The organism is Curtobacterium sp. MCSS17_015 (assembly GCF_003234265.2).
Lineage (GTDB): Bacteria > Actinomycetota > Actinomycetes > Actinomycetales > Microbacteriaceae > Curtobacterium.
This window is the reverse complement of sequence record NZ_CP126256.1, coordinates 391,182-408,041: the sequence shown is the minus strand read 5'-3', so window position 1 is coordinate 408,041 and position 16,860 is coordinate 391,182. Positions and strand designations below refer to the sequence as shown.

The window sequence follows — 16,860 nt, the reverse complement described above, 5'->3', positions numbered from 1 at the left end:
AAACCATCCACGCTGAACTGGCAGGCATCCCGAGCTTCCCCGACGCCGCCCCTGTGGTCCACCTCCGGCAGCATCCGACCAACCCCGACGTCCGAACGGTCTGGGCGCAGCCAGTCGACGCACCACAGGTCTGCGGCGACTGCCTCGACCGGAAAGTGACACTGCTGTTCGAATCACAAGAGTCGCCACCGACGACGATCGGGACCGACGAACTCGACGCGATCGTTCACGGGAGCGCATCGCGCGGGATCGGGCTCGCCGTGACGAACGCCGACGTCGCGCAGAGTTGGTCACTGGTCGCCCCATGGCCCGACTGCGGTCGGTGCGATCCTGCGATCTCCCACCTGACGGCCGTGGCGGCTGGAGACGTCGTCGACCAGCCCGACGACCCCACAACCGGGAACGGACTCCCGAGGCGAGGAACGGCCCGGGACTTCGTGTCTCGCCACCGCGGCCTCTTCGGCTTCGCCTCCGTCCTGCTCAACCCGTCGTTCGACCAGGCATGTGGCCTGTTCACCGTTGACACCGGCATGTTCCTCGGGACGCCCACGGTGTACGCACCCGTCGGCGGGAAGGGTGACACGCTCGATCAAGCGCTCGCCAGCTGCGTCGGCGAGGGGCTCGAGCGGTACTGCATCGCGACGCGCTCCAGCCGAAGCAAACTCGAGACCATCCGCGCGTTCCCGGGAGCGTCGTGGCGAGCGGCGAAGGACTTCACCGGAGCGACCATCCCCGTCGACGCGGAGGCGGTGATCGAGGTCACGACGCTCGAGCCGCTCGACGGTCTCAAGCCGGTCACACTCCCGGAGTCCCTGGTACGGGCACCGTACACGCCACCCTCCTCAGGAGTCGCAGTGCCCACGGCAAGCAGCACGACCGGGGCCGCGGCCGGCGGCACAGTTGCCGAAGCAACCCTGCAGGGCATCCTCGAGCTCCTGGAGCGTGACGCGTTCTGGTTCGCTGCACGGACGCGGATGCCACTCGTGCCCGCCGACCCGGCGCCGGTCTCGGAACTGGTCGACGTCCTCGACCGGCACTACGAGGTCGAAGTCGTGCTCCGTTGGATCCCCAACCCGCTCTCACTCCCCGTTGCACACTGCGCACTGGTCGGTCGGGCGGCAAGCCCGATGGCTGCACGTGGGATGGGTGTTTCGGTCTCCTCGACTGCCGCCCTGCGCAAGAGCGTGCTCGAAGCGGTCCAGATGTGGCGGTCGGTCGCGACAGGCGTCGATGTCGCCCCGTCCGACACCCACATGCGGAGCCTCTGGTGGTCCGGACAGGCGCAGGAGCAGTTCCCCGCCTTCTTCGGGCACACCGAGCTCGCTCAGGAGACCACGCACTGGGGAAGCGAGCTCGATTCCCTCGGCACGGAGTCGATCCTCAACGCCCTCATCGGGCACGCCGCCCGACACGGTCTGCGATTCGCCCGTGCGGTCCTCGCTGATCACCCGAGCCACTGCGTGGTCCGGGTGATCAGCGACCGGATCCTCCCGCTCGATGACCTCTACTTCCCGAACCTCCGCCGGTTCCGCGACTGGGAGCGGGTGAGCGGGCACGAGGGCACCATCCAGTACCGCGGCTCGTTGTTCATGTGAACGCCATGAAACGGACCGGCATCGGGATCTGGCTCTTCCTGGGCTGCAGCGGAATCGGCATCGGATGCTTCAGCGTCCTGGACACCTTCTACTTCCGCGGACTGGGCTACTCCGTCGCGGTGATCGGAGCGCTGACTGCGACGTTCAACATCTCGCTCGCGGTCGCAGAGCTCCCCTCTGCCGTCGTCTTCGATCGACGGTCCCACTGGGCGGCGATCCAGGTCGGCAACGCGATCCGTCTCGTCGGACTGATCCTCTTCTTCCTCGCGCTCGGTCCGGTCGGCGACTTCCTCGGCGAGGGCTTGGCCGGGATCGGCGCCGCCGCCATGAGCGGTACCTCGGTGGCCTACGTGCTGAACCAGCTCGGTCCTGTCGAAGCCCACGAACGACGACGGGTGATGGGGTTCTCCGTGGCGCTCGGAGCAGCCACGTCCTTGGCAGGCGGGGCGCTGGGACTCTTCGGGTACTCGGTGGCACCCAGACTGATCTGGGGACTTGGCGCGCTCTGGATCACTGTCGCCGCCGTTGTCTTTCTCGTCGGACGACCCCGGACGTCGACTCTTGCCTCACGCCATGTCGAGCCGCTTGCCGCCTACGCCAGTGGCTTGGTCCAGATCGGGCGCCACCCGCGGGCCTGGCTCGCGGTCACGGCTGATGCAGCGCTGGTCGGGCCCCTCCTGCTCTGGCAGCTCCGACTGGGTGCGACGGACATCTCAGCAGTCTTCGTCGGCTTCGCCGTGATGAAGGTCGCCGGCCTGCTGGGAGGTCAGCTGCTGGGGCACCGTCGAGTGGGAACGCGGGTGCTCTTGGCGTGCGTCACGGGCAACATCGTGTCGGTCGTGGGGTTCGCTGCAAGCGACCAGATACCACTCATCGCCGGGTTCTTCGGGGTGCACGTCATGCTGCAGATCGCCGTGAGCGTGTACTGCAGGTCCGAGCTGCACGCGGTCGTGGACGATTCGCGCCGAGCCGGTGCCAGTTCGGTCGTGTCGCTGCTGGGTTCCCTGGTGAGCGGGGCCGCGGCGCTCGTCGTCGGACACATCGCCGACGTGTCCGGCGCACTGCCCGCGATGATCCCCAGCATCGTGCTGTACCTGACGGTCGCGGCCTTGACGATCGCGACCGCTCAGGCGCAGCGAAGACGCAGCGCCAGGCTGCTCGAGCCCGACGTCGGGGGCTGATCCGGCCCAGCTCGGGTCGACCGGTGGTCTTCGACCCGAGTCCGGTCACGCTGCCCGGCTGGCCCGGGACGCCGGCGATGCGGACAGGCTCCCGATCGGACGGCGAAAGCTCCGGCAGGTCACCCGGTCGAGGTGGGCCGTAGCCTGATCGCATGGCCGTCCCCGTACCTGGTTCCCCTGACCACGTCGTCATCGGCGGAGGCGTCGTCGGTGCGGCTACGGCCCGGTCCCTGGCTGCCCGCGGGGAGCAGGTCCTGCTCGTCGAACAGCACGGCCGCGGGCACGACCACGGTTCCTCGCACGGGGCGACGCGGATCTTCCGGATGGGCTACGCCGAGCCGGACTACGTCGCCCTCACGCAGCGCGCCTGGGAGGCCTGGGCGGCGCTCGAGTCCGCGTCCGGTCGGACGCTGCTCGACCGCACCGGGGCCGTTGACCACGGTCGGCCCGAGGTCGTCGACGCAATCGCCCGGACACTCGAGCAGGCCGGCGTGCCCGTCGAACGGCTGAGCACCGACGAGGCTGCGACCCGTTGGCCCGGCCTGGCGTTCGAGGGCCACGTGCTCGCGCACGCCACCGCCGGTCGGATCAGGTCCGCCGAGACGATCGAGGCGCTGCTCGACCTCGCCGAGTCCGACGGCGCGACCCTCCGGTTCGGCGTCCGGGTGACGGGGCTCGACGACCACGGTGACACCGTGACCGTCCACCTCGACGACGGCACCGCGGTGACGACGCCGAGCGTCGTGGCGGCCGTCGGCTCCTGGGCGCCCACGCTGGTCGGCGAGCTGCTCGCACGACGCGGGGCGGGCCTCCCGGCCATCCGGGTCACGCAGGAGCAACCCGCGGACTTCCCCAGCCACCTGCCGGACGAGGCGTGGCCGTCGTTCGTCCACTACCCGCTCGACGGCGGGGACGTGTACGGGCTCCTCACGCCCGGTGAGGGTGTGAAGGTCGGGTTCCACGGCATCGGCCCGGTGGTCGACCCCGATGCCCGCGACCGGACGCCCGTCGCCGCCGAGGTCGAGCGACTGCAGGCGTACGTGGCGCGGTTCGTGCCGGGTGTCGACGCCTCGGCTCCCGCGCTGATCAGCTGCCTGTACGACAACTCCCCGAGCGACGACTTCGTGATGGACCGCCGGGGCCCGATCACCGTCGCGACCGGGTTCTCCGGGCACGGGTTCAAGTTCGCGCCGGTGCTCGGGGAGATGCTCGCGGACCTGGCGACCGGTGGCGTGCCGCACCCGCGCTTCGCCCTGGCCGGGGCCTGACGGCAGCCACGTCCCCGGGTCCGCGCGCCGCGCTCAGCCCTGTTCGTGGTCCGCGCGCTCCGGGTCGTCCTGCGAGCCGCGGCGCCGATCCTGCATGAGCTCCTTCGTCCGGAGCAGCCGCAACGCGGTCACGAGCACCAGGCCGCCGAGCAGGTTGAACAGCAGTGTGTAACCGAACCAACCGAGCCACTGCCCGTAGGTGATGTCCTCGCCGGCCTGGATCGCCCCGAACACGAGCAACGAGTCCAGGATCGAGTGGAAGAGCTGCAGGCCGGCGAGCAGGAACCCGCCCGCGACGGCGGCCACGAGCTTCGCCGGGTCGGAGTCGGTGCCCTGCTGCATGCGTGTCATCAGGGTGATCGTGCTGCCGCCGAGGACCGCGAGCACGATGCTCTGCAGGCCGAACGGCGCGTCGATGAAGTGCCGGGCGGACTCGGACATCGTGGCGTGCCACTGCGGGAATGCCTGCACGACGAGCCACATGAAGACCCAGCCGCCCGCGAGGTTCGCGACGAGGGTGCCGCCCCAGAGCTTCACGAGCTGCAGGACCGTGCCCTCGCGTGCGACCACGGCGGCGACGGGCATGAGGAAGTTCTCGGTGAAGAGTTCGCTGTGCGCCAGGTGCAGGGCGATGAAGCCGATGCCGAACGCGAGTCCGGCGAGCAGGTGGCTGTCGGTCTCGGTGAGCACCGCCAGGTACGCCATCACACCGAGGCCGACCTCGAGCCCGCCGAAGAAGCCCGTGATCAGGACCGCCCGGATGGTCCGCTGCAGCCGTTCGGCGCCCTCCTCGATGGTGGCGTCGAAGGACTGGGCGAGCTCGTCCTCCACGGGGGCGTCGGTGGCGCCGAGTTCACGGCGGCGGTCGTCGGTCATGGCGGGGACGGTACACAGGCGCGGCGGAGTGGGCGCACCTGCACGGGGGCGGTTTCCTGGTCGCGTGCCGCCGGTAGCGTGGCGACATGCGCGTCGTCATCGCACCGGACTCCTTCAAAGGCACCGCGTCGGCGGCCGACATCACCGAGGCCGTCGCGGAAGGCTGGCGGACCGAACGCCCTGACGACGACCTCGTCCTCGTTCCGATGGCCGACGGCGGGGAGGGGACGATCGACGCCGTCGCCGCGGCGGTCCCCGGCAGCGAACGGATCCCGGTGACGGTGACCGGACCGGACGACCGACCCGTCGAGACGTGGTGGCTGCGGCTGCCCGACGGCCGTGCGGTGGTCGAGCTCGCGGCGACGAGCGGGCTGACACTGCTCGACGGCCTCCGGCCGGACACGGCGCACACGACGGGGTTCGGGCAGGCGATCGCCGCCGCACTCGACGCGGGAGCGACCGGGTTGCTCCTCGGGATCGGTGGGAGCGCCTCGACGGACGGCGGCGTCGGGGCGTTGCTGGCACTGGGGCTCGCCACCGGCGCACCGTCGGGCGTGACCGGTGCCCTGGTGCTCGACCACGTGCCTCCCGTCGACCCGGGCGCGCTGCGGGCGCTGCCGCCGCTCGGTGCCGTGGTGCTGAGCGACGTGACCTCGCCGCTGGTCGGCGAGCACGGGGCGGCCGCGGTGTTCGGCCCGCAGAAGGGCGTCACCCCGGACCGCGTCGCCGTGCACGACGACCGGTTGCGGCGTTGGGCGACGTGCTTCCCCGGCATCGACCCCGCAACTGGCGGAGCCGGCGCCGCCGGTGGGACCGGGTTCGGCATGCTCGCATGGGGCGCGACGATCGCCAGTGGCGCGCAGGCGGTGGCGGAGGCGGTCGGGCTCCCTGACGCGGTGGCCGAGGCGGACCTCGTCGTGACGGGTGAGGGGCGCTTCGACGGGCAGAGCGCCGCGGGCAAGGCACCGGCGATCGTGTGCGCACTCGCGGCGCACCTCGGCACGCCGACCGCGCTCGTCGCCGGCGAGGTCACCGCGCCGGTCGACGCCTTCGCGCAGGCGGCCTCGCTCACCGTGATCGCGACGCAGACGACGGGGGAACCCGACGACGCCCTGCGCGACCCACTCCGGTTCGCGCGGATCGCGGGTGCGCGCATCGCACGGGCGCACCTGACCTGATCGGGCCGACCGCCCGGCTTCACCCTGATCGAGCGGACCCGTGAGGATCCGCGTGCGTCGGACACCCCATGAGCGCCTCCAGCGCGGCTGCGGTAGTCAGGACGACATGGACCGCCCAGCCACCGTCGTCACGTTCGCCGGCGTCGTGTCCGCGCTCCTGACGCTCACCGGGTGCAGCGCGGGCGGGTCCACCCGAGCCGCGGCGGCCGACGCTGCCGCCGACTTCACCGGTGCGCTCGCCGCGCGGCACGGGGACGCAGCGTGCGCGCTGCTCGTGCCGGATGCTCGCGACGCGGTGACCAGCGAGACCGACCAGGACTGCGCGGTCGGCGTCCTCGGCCTCGGGCTGCCGACCGACGTCGACACCGGGTCCACCGAGGTGCACGGCCGGGCTGCGATCGTGCGCGGGGACGGGGACGGCACGCTGTTCCTCGCCCGGTCCGGATCGACGTGGCTCGTCCGGGCGGCCGGTTGCACCCCCGTCCCCGACGCTCCCTTCGACTGCGCGTTGGACGGGAGTTGACGTGCGGAAGGTCCCCGTCGCGTACGCCGTCCTCATCGCCGCCGGCCTCGGCTACTGCTTCGTCATCGCAGCGCTGGGGCGGTGACCGGGGTGCTGAGCCGCCCTGGCCTGGTCCGCCGGTTCCTCCGCGACAACTCGCTCGGGCTGTTCTTCGGCGCACTGTTCCTCGCCGCGGTCGTCGGGCAGTCCTTCGCCGGGTGGTCCGCGTTCAACGACACGCAGACGGCGAGCGGCCTGCTGCCGATCGGGTACGTCGAGTACGTCACGTCGTCGAGCTTCACCACCGACGTCGCCGAGAACTGGCAGTCCGAGTACCTGCAGTTCCTGCTCTACATCTGGGCGACGGTCTGGTTCGTGCAGCGCGGGTCGCCGGAGTCGAAGGAGCTGGACCAGCGCGGACTCGAGTCCGACGAGGACCAGGAGGTCGGTGCCCACGCCGGGCCACGGTCCCCCCGATGGGCCGCCGTCGGCGGTCTCAGGCAGGCAGTGTTCTCGCACTCACTGCTCCTGGTGATGGGCGCGGTGTTCCTGCTGTCCTGGGCCGCCCAGTCCGCGGCGGGAGCCGTGTCGTACGACGAGGAACAGCTGCTCGACCTGGAGGCGCCGGTGACCTGGGCGCAGTACGTCGTCAGCGCCGACTTCTGGAACCGCACGCTGCAGAACTGGCAGTCGGAGTTCCTGGCCGTCGGCAGCATGGCGGCGCTGTCGGTGTTCCTCCGCGAGCGCGGGTCACCGGAGTCGAAGCCCGTCGGCGCCGCGGACGACGACACCGGGGCGGAGGGCTGATCCGGCCCAGGACGGACGACGCCGGCGCACCGCCGCGACCGCTGCGGTGACGGCCGCGCCGAGGGCGACCAACGCGCCGGCGACGAGCCCCCAGCGTGCGGGGTCGACGTCGGACCCGGTGTACGCGAGCCCGTCCCAGTTCCTGGGCTCGGCCGGTGCGCGTCCGGCGTCTGCTGCGGGCCGGGCGAGGACCCGGAACGCGGCGCTCACCGTGACGGCCGACGTCGCTCCGCGCGCCTGGACCTCGTGGGCACCGGGTCGCGCCGCCGACGGGACCGTGAAGGAGCCGCTGAGGACGCCGTCGGCGTTCGCCGTCACCGTACCGAGCGCGAGGGGCTTGCTGTGCAGGGTGAGCGTGACCCGCTCGTTCGGCGCGAAGCCGCTGCCCGAGTAGCCGACGACGGTGCCCTCGGTGCCGGACCCGGCGAGGAGCCGGAACTCCGGCGCCCACGAGCCGTGGCCGCCGCCGTGGCCGGGACCGCCGTTGCCGCCCCCGTTCCCGGAGCCGCCGCCGTCGCCACCCCCGCCGTTCCCGCCACCGTTGCCCCCGCCGTTGCCGGGGACGACGACCTGGAAGGCCACGGTCGCGAGGGTCGCCGAGCGGTCACCGACCGCCGAGACGCTGTGGCTGCCCGGGCGCCCCGGAGCCGTGACGTCGAAGGCGACCGACCCGTCGGCCGCGACGACCGCGGTGCTGCCTGCGGCCGCCCCGTCGACGTTGACCGTGACCGTCTCGCCTGCGGCGAACCCGGCACCCGTGACGTGGACGGTGGCCCGCGGACGGACCCCCGACCCGGCCGAGGTGGTGAGGGTCGGCGTCCACACCGGAGCTGCCGCGATCTCGACCGGCGTCCGCACGCTGGCGCTGCCGGTGCCGTCGTCGACCGTGACCACGGCCTCCCGGCTGCCCGCCGTCGCGTACGTGTGCGCACCGGTGACGGTCGCGGTGCCGTCGGTGACCGTCACCGTCGCGGTCTCGAGCGGTGATCCGTCGCCCCAGTTCACGGTCGCGGTCGTGGTGCCGGTCCCGATCGTGCCGCCGGTGGCGGTCGCGAGCGTGCCCGAGACCTCCTCGCCGGCGGTACCGCTCAGGCGTGCACCGGCCGTGGCCGTGAGCGCCGTCGTCGGCACGCGCGTGCCGTTCGTCGCGATCGCGAAGACGTGGATCCGTCCTGCGCTCGACGGCGAGCCGGTCTGGGTCGGCAGCGTGATCGAGACGGCCTGCTTGCCGGCGGGCACGGTGGTGACCGGGGTCGCGAAGACCCCTGCCGCCGCCCGGTCGCTGCCGTTCACCCCGACGGTGCGGTGGTCGCTCGTCGCGACGAGCGTGTCGCCGAACCGCGGTGCCGCGAGCGAGGCCGTCCAGTCGCCGAACTCGATCGGCAGGTCGGCGGTCGTCCCGTCCGAGTACCGGATCGTGCCGACGGTCTGCTGTGCCCGCTCGTTCGCGGTGCCGATGACGGCGAGCTGGGTGATGTCGGTGCCGGTCGGGACCGGGATGGTCTGACCGTTCCCGGTCGCGTTGTCCGGCTCGCCGGGCTCCACGGCGGGGAGGTCGAACGTCAGGTCGGTCCCCGGCACGGCGTTCGTCGCACCCTGGGTGAACCCGTCGGCGGCGAGCGCCGAGCGGGAGAACCCCCGGCCTCCGAAGTCGCAGTTCGCGGCCTGACCAGGATCACCGAGACAGACGTTGTCGTACGCGCCCTGGAGGCTCGGAGCGGTTCGCGAGACCGTCACCGTGGTGTCGATGCTGGCCTGCTCCGTGCCGGAGCGGACCACGACATGCACCGTGTGGGCACCGGCGGTGTCGAACACGTGGTCGCCGGGCACCTCCCACGCGCCGAGCGCCGACCGGATCGGCGTGACCTCCTGCGGGCCCGCACCGTCCTGCCAGTCCACGGTCACCGTGTAGTCGGACGCCTTCGTGCCCGGTCCGGTGACCGCAGCGACCGTGCCGGCGAACGGCTGTCCGACCTCCGCGGTGAGCCCCGGCGTCGGTTCGACGGCGAACGCACTGGTGGTCTTCCCGCTGTCGGCGAGGAGTTCGAACTCCCCGATCGACGGCGCCTTCCCCGTGCTCGTCCCGGTGACCGACAGGCGGTACCAGGTCAGCGCCGCCGGGTGCGCGATCGTGGTCGGACGGGTCTGGAGCGGCGCGTCGAAGGTGCTCTTCGCGACGGTCGACAGCGGCACCCACGTGCTGCCGTCGCTGGAGCCCTCGAGCTTCCACGAGGTCGGCTGGGCGCCGCTCGCCGCGGTGGTGAGCGTGTACTGGTCGACGGTCACCGGGCCCTGCGACGACTTCCAGGTGATCGCCGGGGTGGCGCTCGAGAACGTCGTCGCGGTGAGCGACTCGTCGTCGGTCAGTGCGCCGACAGCGGTGTCGTCGTCGCTCGTCGTGGTGCCGAACCCGGAGGTCGTGGCGTCGACGAGCGGCTTCGGCGCGACGGCCGGGGCGTCGAGCCCCTCCGCACCCTGGGTCTTGCCAGCGCCCCAGTTCGACGCGGTCGACCCCATGCGGAAGTCGAGCGTGCCGCCCTTCGCGATGTCGGACTGCGCGATGACCGCACGGTCCAGGGCCTCGCCGTTGAACGAGGCCGACTGCACGTGGACGTTCTGCGCGCTGTTGCCCGCCGCGTTGACGCGCAGGTCGCCACCGGGCAGGTGCACGGTCGCCTCTGAGAACAGCGGCGAGCCGATCGTGTACTGGCCGGAGCCCTGGGCGAGCGGGTAGAAACCGAGCGCGGAGAACACGAACCACGACGACATCTCGCCGTTGTCCTCGTCGCCGGTGTAGCCCTGCCCGATGTCGCTGCCGACGAACAGGCGCCGCAGGCTCTCGCGGACGACCTGCTGCGTGAGCGAGGGGTCGCCCGCGGCTGCCGCGATGTACGGGATGTGGTGCGAGACCTGGTTGCTCATGCCGAGCTGGCCCATCCGGACCGAGCGCGCCTCGAGCATCTCGTGGATCTGACCGCCGTACGAGCCGACGTTCTCGGCCGTCTCGGGCGTCGCGTAGAACTCCTTGAGCTTCGCGATGAGCTGCTCGTCGCCGCCGTACAGACCCGCGAGGCCCTGCACGTCGAAGGGAGCGTGGAACGCGAAGTTCCAGCCGTCGGTCTCGGTGAAAGCGCCGCCCCACTCGGCGGGGTCGAACTCCTCCGCCGGGACCTCGAACGACCCGTCGGCGTTCCGGCCCTGGAAGAACCCGGCGTCCGGGTCGAACAGGTTGACGTAGTCCTCGGCCCGGTCGTTCAAGTAGGCCGCGGCGGTCTCCAGCTCCTCGACGCGGTCAGCGGGGGTGGCCGGGTCCTTCGCCAACGCCTCGGCCATCTTCGCCAGACCGTGGTCGTTGATGGTGCCCTCGAGCCCCCACGAGACGCTCTCGTGCAGTGAGTCCGGCACGTAGCCGAGGAAGGCGGACTGGTCGAGTGCCTTGCGTCCTGCTCCGGAGACGTCGGTGGAGACGGTCGTGGCGTTCTTGTAACCGGCGTCGAAGGCCTCGAGCGCGGTCTTCGTGTCCAGCGCACCGTCGAGGTAGGCGGTGGCGAACGCGACGTCGGAACTCGTGCCGGTCATCAGGTCGGCGTAGCCCGGCGAGGACCAACGCGGCGTCCATCCACCGTCGCGGTACTGCTGCACGAACCCGTCGACGAGCTGCTCGGCGACGTCCGGGTAGAGCATCGAGTACAGCGGCCAGACCGTGCGGTAGGTGTCCCAGAAGCCGTTGTTCACGTAGACCTTGCCGGCCTTCACGACGGCGTTCGTCGTCGTGGCGGTCGCCGTGCCCTTCGGGGCGACGTTCGGGCTGGCGTGCTCCCAGACGGGTGCACCGGTGGTGCCGGTGTTCTCGTGCTGCGAGTTCGGGTAGAGGTTCATCCGGTAGAGCGAGCCGTAGAGTGCCTGCAGCTGGGAGTCGCTCGCGGCGGTCTGCGGCACGGTGACGACGCCGAGCCGGTCGTTCCACTGCGCGGCGGCGGCCTGCTGGACCTGGCCGAACGACTTGCCGGTGAGCTCGAGGTCGGCGTTGTGCCGAGCCTGGTCGAGCGAGATGAACGAGGTGGCGAGGCGGAGCTCGACGACGCGGTCGCCGGTCAGCCCGGAGAACGAGGCGTAGCGGGCGCTCGAGCGGTTCCCCGCGGCGGTGCCGGTGCCGGACGGGTCCGTGTCGAACCGACCGGCGAAGAACATCCGCGTGGCACCGACGGACAGGCCGGAGCCGCCCTCGGTCCACCCCGTCACGGTGCCGTCGTCACCCATCGTGATCGACGTGCGCTCGTCGGAGCCGACGTTGTCGAGGACGACGCTGCCGCTGCTCGACGGGAAGGCGAACCGGAGCACGGCGCCGTGGTCGCTCGGCGTGACCTCGGCCACCGTCCCGGACGTGGTCTTCACGGAGTAGAGGTCCGGTCGCGCGACCTCGTCGGCGTGGTCGAACGCGAGTGCACGGGCGCCGAGGGAGGCGTCCGGGGTCGTGCCCGAGGTCGACGGCATGATCGCGAGCTGGTTGCGGTCACCCATCCACGGGCTCGGCTCGTGGGAGATGCCGATGCCCTGCAGGCGCGGCAGGTTGGCCGCGTCGTTGTCGGACTGCCACGAGTACTCCCACGACTGGCTCGACGCGTCCGTCATCGGCGTCCAGAAGTTGAAGCCGTTCGGGACGGCCGCGGCGGGGATGTTGTTGCCCCGCGAGAAGCCGCCGGAGGAGTTCGTGCCACGGCGGGTGTCGACGTAGTTGGTGAGGCTCGACCCGTCGATGCGCTCGGCCGCGGGGTCGATGCGGATGCCGTCGACCCAGCCCTGGAACTTCGTCGAGGCGCTGGTGCCCTCGGCATCGTCGTCGTAGGTGAAGAGGACCTTGTCGACGGTCTTGCCGGCGAGCGCGCCGAGTGGGATCCGGATCGAGTTCCACTGGTCGACGAAGAAGACCTTGCCGGCCCCGAGGGCCTCCGCAGAGACGCGGTTGCCGTTCTCGTCGGTGACCTGCGGGTCGGCGGAGACGAGCGAGCCGTCGGTGAGCTGCAGGTCGACCGCCGCGTAGGTCGCCGGGTAGGTGGTGTCCCCGTTCAACTCGGGGAAGAGCTTGTAGCTGAGCTCACTGTCCGCGGTGATGGGCATCGCGACGTCGTCGTAGAGGACGTTCGTCGCGCTCGCCGCACCGGCGGCGACGTGGGCGCCGGCGTAGCGGAGCGCCTTGGTCCCGCTGAAACCGACGGTCGAGCGGATGTTCAGCCCGGACACCGGGCCGTTGCCGACCTGGGTCACCATGGGGCTGGGCGGCGGCGGGGTCGTCGAGCCGTCGGAGATGCTCCAGTCGGCGAGCTGGGTGATGCCGTCACCGCTGTTCTGCGTGATGCGGAGGCGGTACCGGTCGTACGAGCCGGGCGTCGCCGCGGTGTACTCGTTCGTCTTCCCGCGACCGGTGAAGGTCTGCGCGGTCTGCGTGTCCACCGTGGTCCACGTGGTGCCGTCGGTGGAGCCCTCGAGGGTCCACGCCGCCGGGTCACGGCCGGGGGCGTCGTTGGCGCTGGTGAGCGAGTACGCCCGCAGCGTCTCGGGCTGGTCGAGCCGGTAGGTGACGACGCCGGTGCTCCGGAACGCGAGCCACTTGGACCCGGGGTTCCCGTCGGCGAGGCTGGCGGCGACCTCGTTCGGTGGGTTCTCGGCGTCGGCGGTCACGCCCGTGACGTGACCGAGGAGGCTCCCGGGCGGGAGCGTCGACCCGGTGACGGTCGTCGACGGCGTGAGCGGGGTGTTCGCGAGGGGCGCCCTGTCCCCTTCCTCGAACGAGGTGGTGAAGGGTCCGGACGCGGCCTGCGCCGGGACGGCCCCGAGGAGTGCGCCCGATGCGGCGAGCGCCGCCCCGAGCACCACGGCCGTGGCACGGGTCCCGAACCCGCCGCGCCGACCGCTGATCTGGTGCATGGTCCGGCTGCGCCGGGAACCGTATGACGACATCGTCACCTTCCGTGGTTGGGGAGGAGTGACGCCGCGTCGACCATGACAGCGTTGTCACACTCGCTGTTTCTAACGGTTCGGTGTGAGTCGTGTCAAGGAATGCCCAGGAATCCGGACGACCGTACGATGACGAGGTGAGCACCGAGCGACCCACGCTGCGCGCCGTGGCCGAGCGCTCCGGCGTGAGCATGAAGACGGTGTCGCGCGTGGTGAACGGCGAGCGGTACGTGGCCGCCGACACCGCGGCGCGGGTCCTGACCGTCGCCGCCGAGCTCGGGTTCCGCCCGAACACGCTGGCCCGTGAGTTCCGCGCCGGCGGCCGGTCCGCCACCGTCGGACTCGTCACCGGAGACGTCGCGAACCCCTTCTACTCACGCATCGCACGGGGCGCCGAGCACGCGCTCCGTGCCCCGGGGATCAGCCTGCTGTCCGCGTCGAACGACGAGGACGCGACCCGCGAGCGCACGCTCGTGGCGCAGCTCGTCGAACGCCGCGTCAGCGGCCTGCTCGTGGTGTCCGCCGACGACGACCACACCCTGCTCGCCCGCGAACGGGCCCTCGGCACGCCCGTGGTGTTCATCGACCGCGCCCCCGCCGACGTCGACGCCGACTCGGTCGTCCTCGACAACGCCGGTGGGATCCGGATGGCCGTCGAGCACCTGCTGGAGCGCGGACACCGCCGCATCGGCCTGGTCGGCGACCTCAGTCGACTGTCGACCCACCGGCAGCGCGTGGACGCGTTCGGCGACGCCGTGCGCGCGGCCGGCGTGCCGGACTGGCAGCGGTGGGTCCGCAGTGACGCGCACGACCTCGACGAGGCCTCGCGTGCTGTCCGCGACCTGGTGGACGGTCCGGAGGCGCCCACCGCGATCGTCACCACGAACAACCGGATCACGACCGGGGCCCTCCGCGCGCTCGTCGACCGGACCGACCGGCCGGCCCTGGTCGGGTTCGACGAATTCGACCTCGCCGACGTCCTCGGCATCACGGTCATCGCCTCCGATCCCGACGCGATGGGCCGGGTCGCTGCCGAGGAACTCCTCGCACGGATCGCCGGCGACGACGGTCCGCCACGGCACCACGTGCAGCCGGTGCGGTTGGTCGTCCGGGCCTCCAGCAGCACGGCCCGCTGACACCTCCGACCGCGAGGGGTGCTCCACCCGTACCCCTCTCGTGGCGGGCGCCGGGGGCAGGATCGACGGTGGGCCGCACCCGGCCCGTCATCCCCACCCCCACGAGGAGACCCTTGCGCACCGTCAACGCGTACGCGGCACCGTCCGCGACCGAACCGCTCGTCAAGACCACCATCGAGCGCCGCGACCTCCTGCCCGGCGACGTCATGATCGACATCGCCTACGCCGGCATCTGCCACTCCGACATCCACACCGTCCGTGGCGAGTGGGGTCCCATCGAGTACCCGCAGGTCGTCGGCCACGAGATCGTCGGCCACGTGTCCGAAGTCGGCTCGGGCGTCACGAAGTACGCCGTCGGCGACCTCGTCGGTGTCGGCTGCATGGTGAACTCCTGCCGCGAGTGCGAGCAGTGCCTCGCCGGCCAGGAGCAGTACTGCCTGCAGGGCAACACCGGCACCTACGCCTCGGTCGACCGCGCCGACGGCACGATCACACAGGGTGGCTACTCGCAGGCCGTCGTCGTCGACCAGGACTTCGTCCTCCGCGTCCCCGAGTCGCTCGACATCGAGCGGGTCGCGCCGCTGCTCTGCGCCGGCATCACGCTGTACTCGCCGCTGCACCACTGGAACGCCGGCCCCGGCATGCAGGTCGCGATCGTCGGCCTCGGCGGGCTCGGCCACATGGGCGTCAAGATCGCCGCCGCACTCGGCGCCGAGGTCACCGTCCTGTCGCAGACCACCTCCAAGAAGGAGGACTCGCTCGGGTTCGGCGCGAAGGCCCACTACGCCACGAAGGACCCGGAGACGTTCGAGCAGCTCAAGGGCTCGTTCGACCTCATCATCAACACCGTCTCCGCAAAGATCGACATGGCCGCGCACCTCAGCCTGCTCAAGGTCGACGGCACCATGGTCAACGTGGGTGCCCCGTCCGAGCCCCTCGAGGTCCCGGCCTTCGCGCTGCTCCCGGGCCGACGCAGCTGGGCCGGCTCGTCGATCGGCGGCATCCAGGAGACCCAGGAGATGCTCGACTTCTGCGCCGAGCACGGCATCCTGCCGGAGACCGAGCTCATCAGCGCCGACCAGGTGAACGAGGCCTACGAGCGCGTCCTCGCCTCGGACGTCCGCTACCGCTTCGTCATCGACGCCGCGACGCTCGCCTGAGGCGGCCCGCGGGCCGGATCCGGCACCGCCGGCCAGCCGCACCGGACAGGAGGTCCGCCACCAGTCGGTGACGGGCCTCCCGTCCGCACCGGGCACGATCCTGACCGTGACCTCCATGAACCGCCCCGAAGGTCCGCAGAACGCCGTCCACCGGGGCACACCGCGCCGGCCCGCTCGCGATCGGGCGCTCCAGCAGGACAAGGTGGGAGACATGACGAGCCCGGAGAACCCGGCGCCGAAGGGTGCCATCGTCGCCGTGTCGGGGACCGACACCGGTGGCGCGATCCAGGACCTGGCCGGCATGTACGCCGGACGCTCCTGGTACTCCTCGCACGTCGACCGTGACTACTGGTACAAGTACGTCGGCGTCGGCGACGACCAGATGAGCATCCGGCGGTCGCAGATGCACGGGTACCTCCGCGGCGACGTCGCCGTCGAGGGCGAAGTCGTCGTGCAGTGGATCGACGCCGGCCGTGCCCGCGTCGACGTCGGCCGCGACGAGGTCCGGATGCAGCCGGGCATCCCGACGCTCTTCCCGATCGAGCAGCGGTTCGAGATGGAGTACGAGGACTGGGACCAGCGCCTCGTCCACCTGGACCGGGACCTCGTGCTCGACGTGGCGGCCGAGCAGTTCCTGGTCGACGGCACCCTGGCGTTCGACCGTGGGACCCCACCGTCCGCCGCGGCCGTCGAGGTCTGGCGCGGCTCCGTGGCCGCCGCCGTCCGTTCGCTGCGGGTCGACGGTCCGTCCTCGTTGGCGTGGCACGAGGCGCAGCGCGAGGTCGCCCGTTCCCTGTTCGGCCTGTACCGGTTCCAGGGCGAGGCCCGACCGGACGGGTACGGCGAGCGCCGCAACGCCCGGCTCCGGGCCGCGGTCGAGTTCCTGCACGAACACGCCGGCGAGCCGCTCAGCGTGTCCGACATCGCCCGGGCCGCCGACCTCAGCGTCCGGGCGCTGCAGGAGTCGTTCCAGCGGACGCTCGACCGCACGCCGATGAACTACCTGCGCGAGGTGCGACTGCGGCACGTCCGCGCAGAACTGCTGGCGGCGGAGCCGGGGACGGCGTCGGTGGCCGAGATCGCGTCACGGTGGGGCTTCACGCACATGGGCCGGTTCTCGGGCGAGTACCTCAACCGGTTCGGCGAGTACCCGCGGCAGACGCTCCGGCACTGACCGCGGCCAGCTGATGAGGCACCGCGCC

At 71.7% G+C, this 16,860-nt stretch carries 11 protein-coding genes; 9 read left to right on the top strand and 2 right to left on the bottom strand.

What is annotated here, in order from left to right; translation table 11 throughout:
• The first annotated feature begins 437 nt into the window (after positions 1–437).
• The 3 genes from DEJ18_RS01925 to DEJ18_RS01915 all read left to right on the top strand — a co-directional run bounded on the left by DEJ18_RS01925 (position 438) and on the right by DEJ18_RS01915 (position 4,044).
• Positions 438–1,595: a YcaO-like family protein gene (locus tag DEJ18_RS01925; protein ID WP_181434093.1), complete on the top strand. Its 1,158-nt coding sequence runs from the start codon at positions 438–440 to the stop codon at positions 1,593–1,595.
• Positions 1,596–1,600: 5 nt separating this feature from the next.
• The gene (locus DEJ18_RS01920; RefSeq protein WP_146241446.1) at positions 1,601–2,776 is read left to right on the top strand and encodes an MFS transporter; all 1,176 of its coding nucleotides are present in this window, start codon (positions 1,601–1,603) and stop codon (positions 2,774–2,776) included.
• Between the two features lie 152 nt (positions 2,777–2,928).
• Positions 2,929–4,044, top strand: coding sequence for an FAD-dependent oxidoreductase (locus DEJ18_RS01915; protein WP_111209342.1), 1,116 nt, complete (start codon positions 2,929–2,931; stop codon positions 4,042–4,044).
• 33 nt (positions 4,045–4,077) lie between these two features.
• On the opposite strand, the gene DEJ18_RS01910 is transcribed toward DEJ18_RS01915, so the two are convergent.
• Positions 4,078–4,920 (bottom strand): formate/nitrite transporter family protein, encoded by an 843-nt coding sequence (locus DEJ18_RS01910; RefSeq protein ID WP_111209341.1) that lies wholly within the window; start codon positions 4,918–4,920, stop codon positions 4,078–4,080.
• A gap of 86 nt (positions 4,921–5,006) precedes the next feature.
• Here DEJ18_RS01910 and DEJ18_RS01905 point away from each other — a divergent pair, with 86 nt between their 5' ends.
• The 3 genes from DEJ18_RS01905 to DEJ18_RS01895 all read left to right on the top strand — a co-directional run bounded on the left by DEJ18_RS01905 (position 5,007) and on the right by DEJ18_RS01895 (position 7,407).
• Positions 5,007–6,098, top strand: a complete 1,092-nt coding sequence (locus tag DEJ18_RS01905; protein ID WP_111209340.1) for a glycerate kinase — start codon at positions 5,007–5,009, stop codon at positions 6,096–6,098.
• Positions 6,099–6,204: 106 nt separating this feature from the next.
• Complete coding sequence (locus DEJ18_RS01900) at positions 6,205–6,621, top strand: hypothetical protein (RefSeq protein ID WP_111209339.1); 417 nt, start codon at positions 6,205–6,207, stop codon at positions 6,619–6,621.
• A 90-nt stretch (positions 6,622–6,711) separates the two neighbouring features.
• Positions 6,712–7,407 carry a DUF6766 family protein gene (locus tag DEJ18_RS01895; RefSeq protein ID WP_284178113.1) on the top strand — a complete coding sequence of 232 codons (696 nt, stop codon included), beginning with the start codon at positions 6,712–6,714 and terminating at the stop codon, positions 7,405–7,407.
• On the opposite strand, the gene DEJ18_RS01890 is transcribed toward DEJ18_RS01895, so the two are convergent.
• The gene (locus DEJ18_RS01890) at positions 7,351–13,332 is read right to left on the bottom strand and encodes a GH92 family glycosyl hydrolase (protein WP_220034273.1); all 5,982 of its coding nucleotides are present in this window, start codon (positions 13,330–13,332) and stop codon (positions 7,351–7,353) included. The genes DEJ18_RS01895 and DEJ18_RS01890 overlap by 57 nt on opposite strands.
• 167 nt (positions 13,333–13,499) lie before the next feature.
• Here DEJ18_RS01890 and DEJ18_RS01885 point away from each other — a divergent pair, with 167 nt between their 5' ends.
• The 3 genes from DEJ18_RS01885 (at position 13,500) to DEJ18_RS01875 (ending at position 16,832) form a co-directional block, all read left to right on the top strand.
• Entirely contained in the window at positions 13,500–14,498 is a 999-nt protein-coding gene (locus tag DEJ18_RS01885; protein WP_220034272.1) for a LacI family DNA-binding transcriptional regulator, read from the top strand.
• 113 nt (positions 14,499–14,611) lie between these two features.
• Positions 14,612–15,658, top strand: a complete 1,047-nt coding sequence (locus DEJ18_RS01880) for an NAD(P)-dependent alcohol dehydrogenase (protein ID WP_111081891.1) — start codon at positions 14,612–14,614, stop codon at positions 15,656–15,658.
• Between the two features lie 211 nt (positions 15,659–15,869).
• Complete coding sequence (locus DEJ18_RS01875; RefSeq protein WP_181434092.1) at positions 15,870–16,832, top strand: helix-turn-helix transcriptional regulator; 963 nt, start codon at positions 15,870–15,872, stop codon at positions 16,830–16,832.
• Positions 16,833–16,860 lie beyond the last annotated feature (28 nt).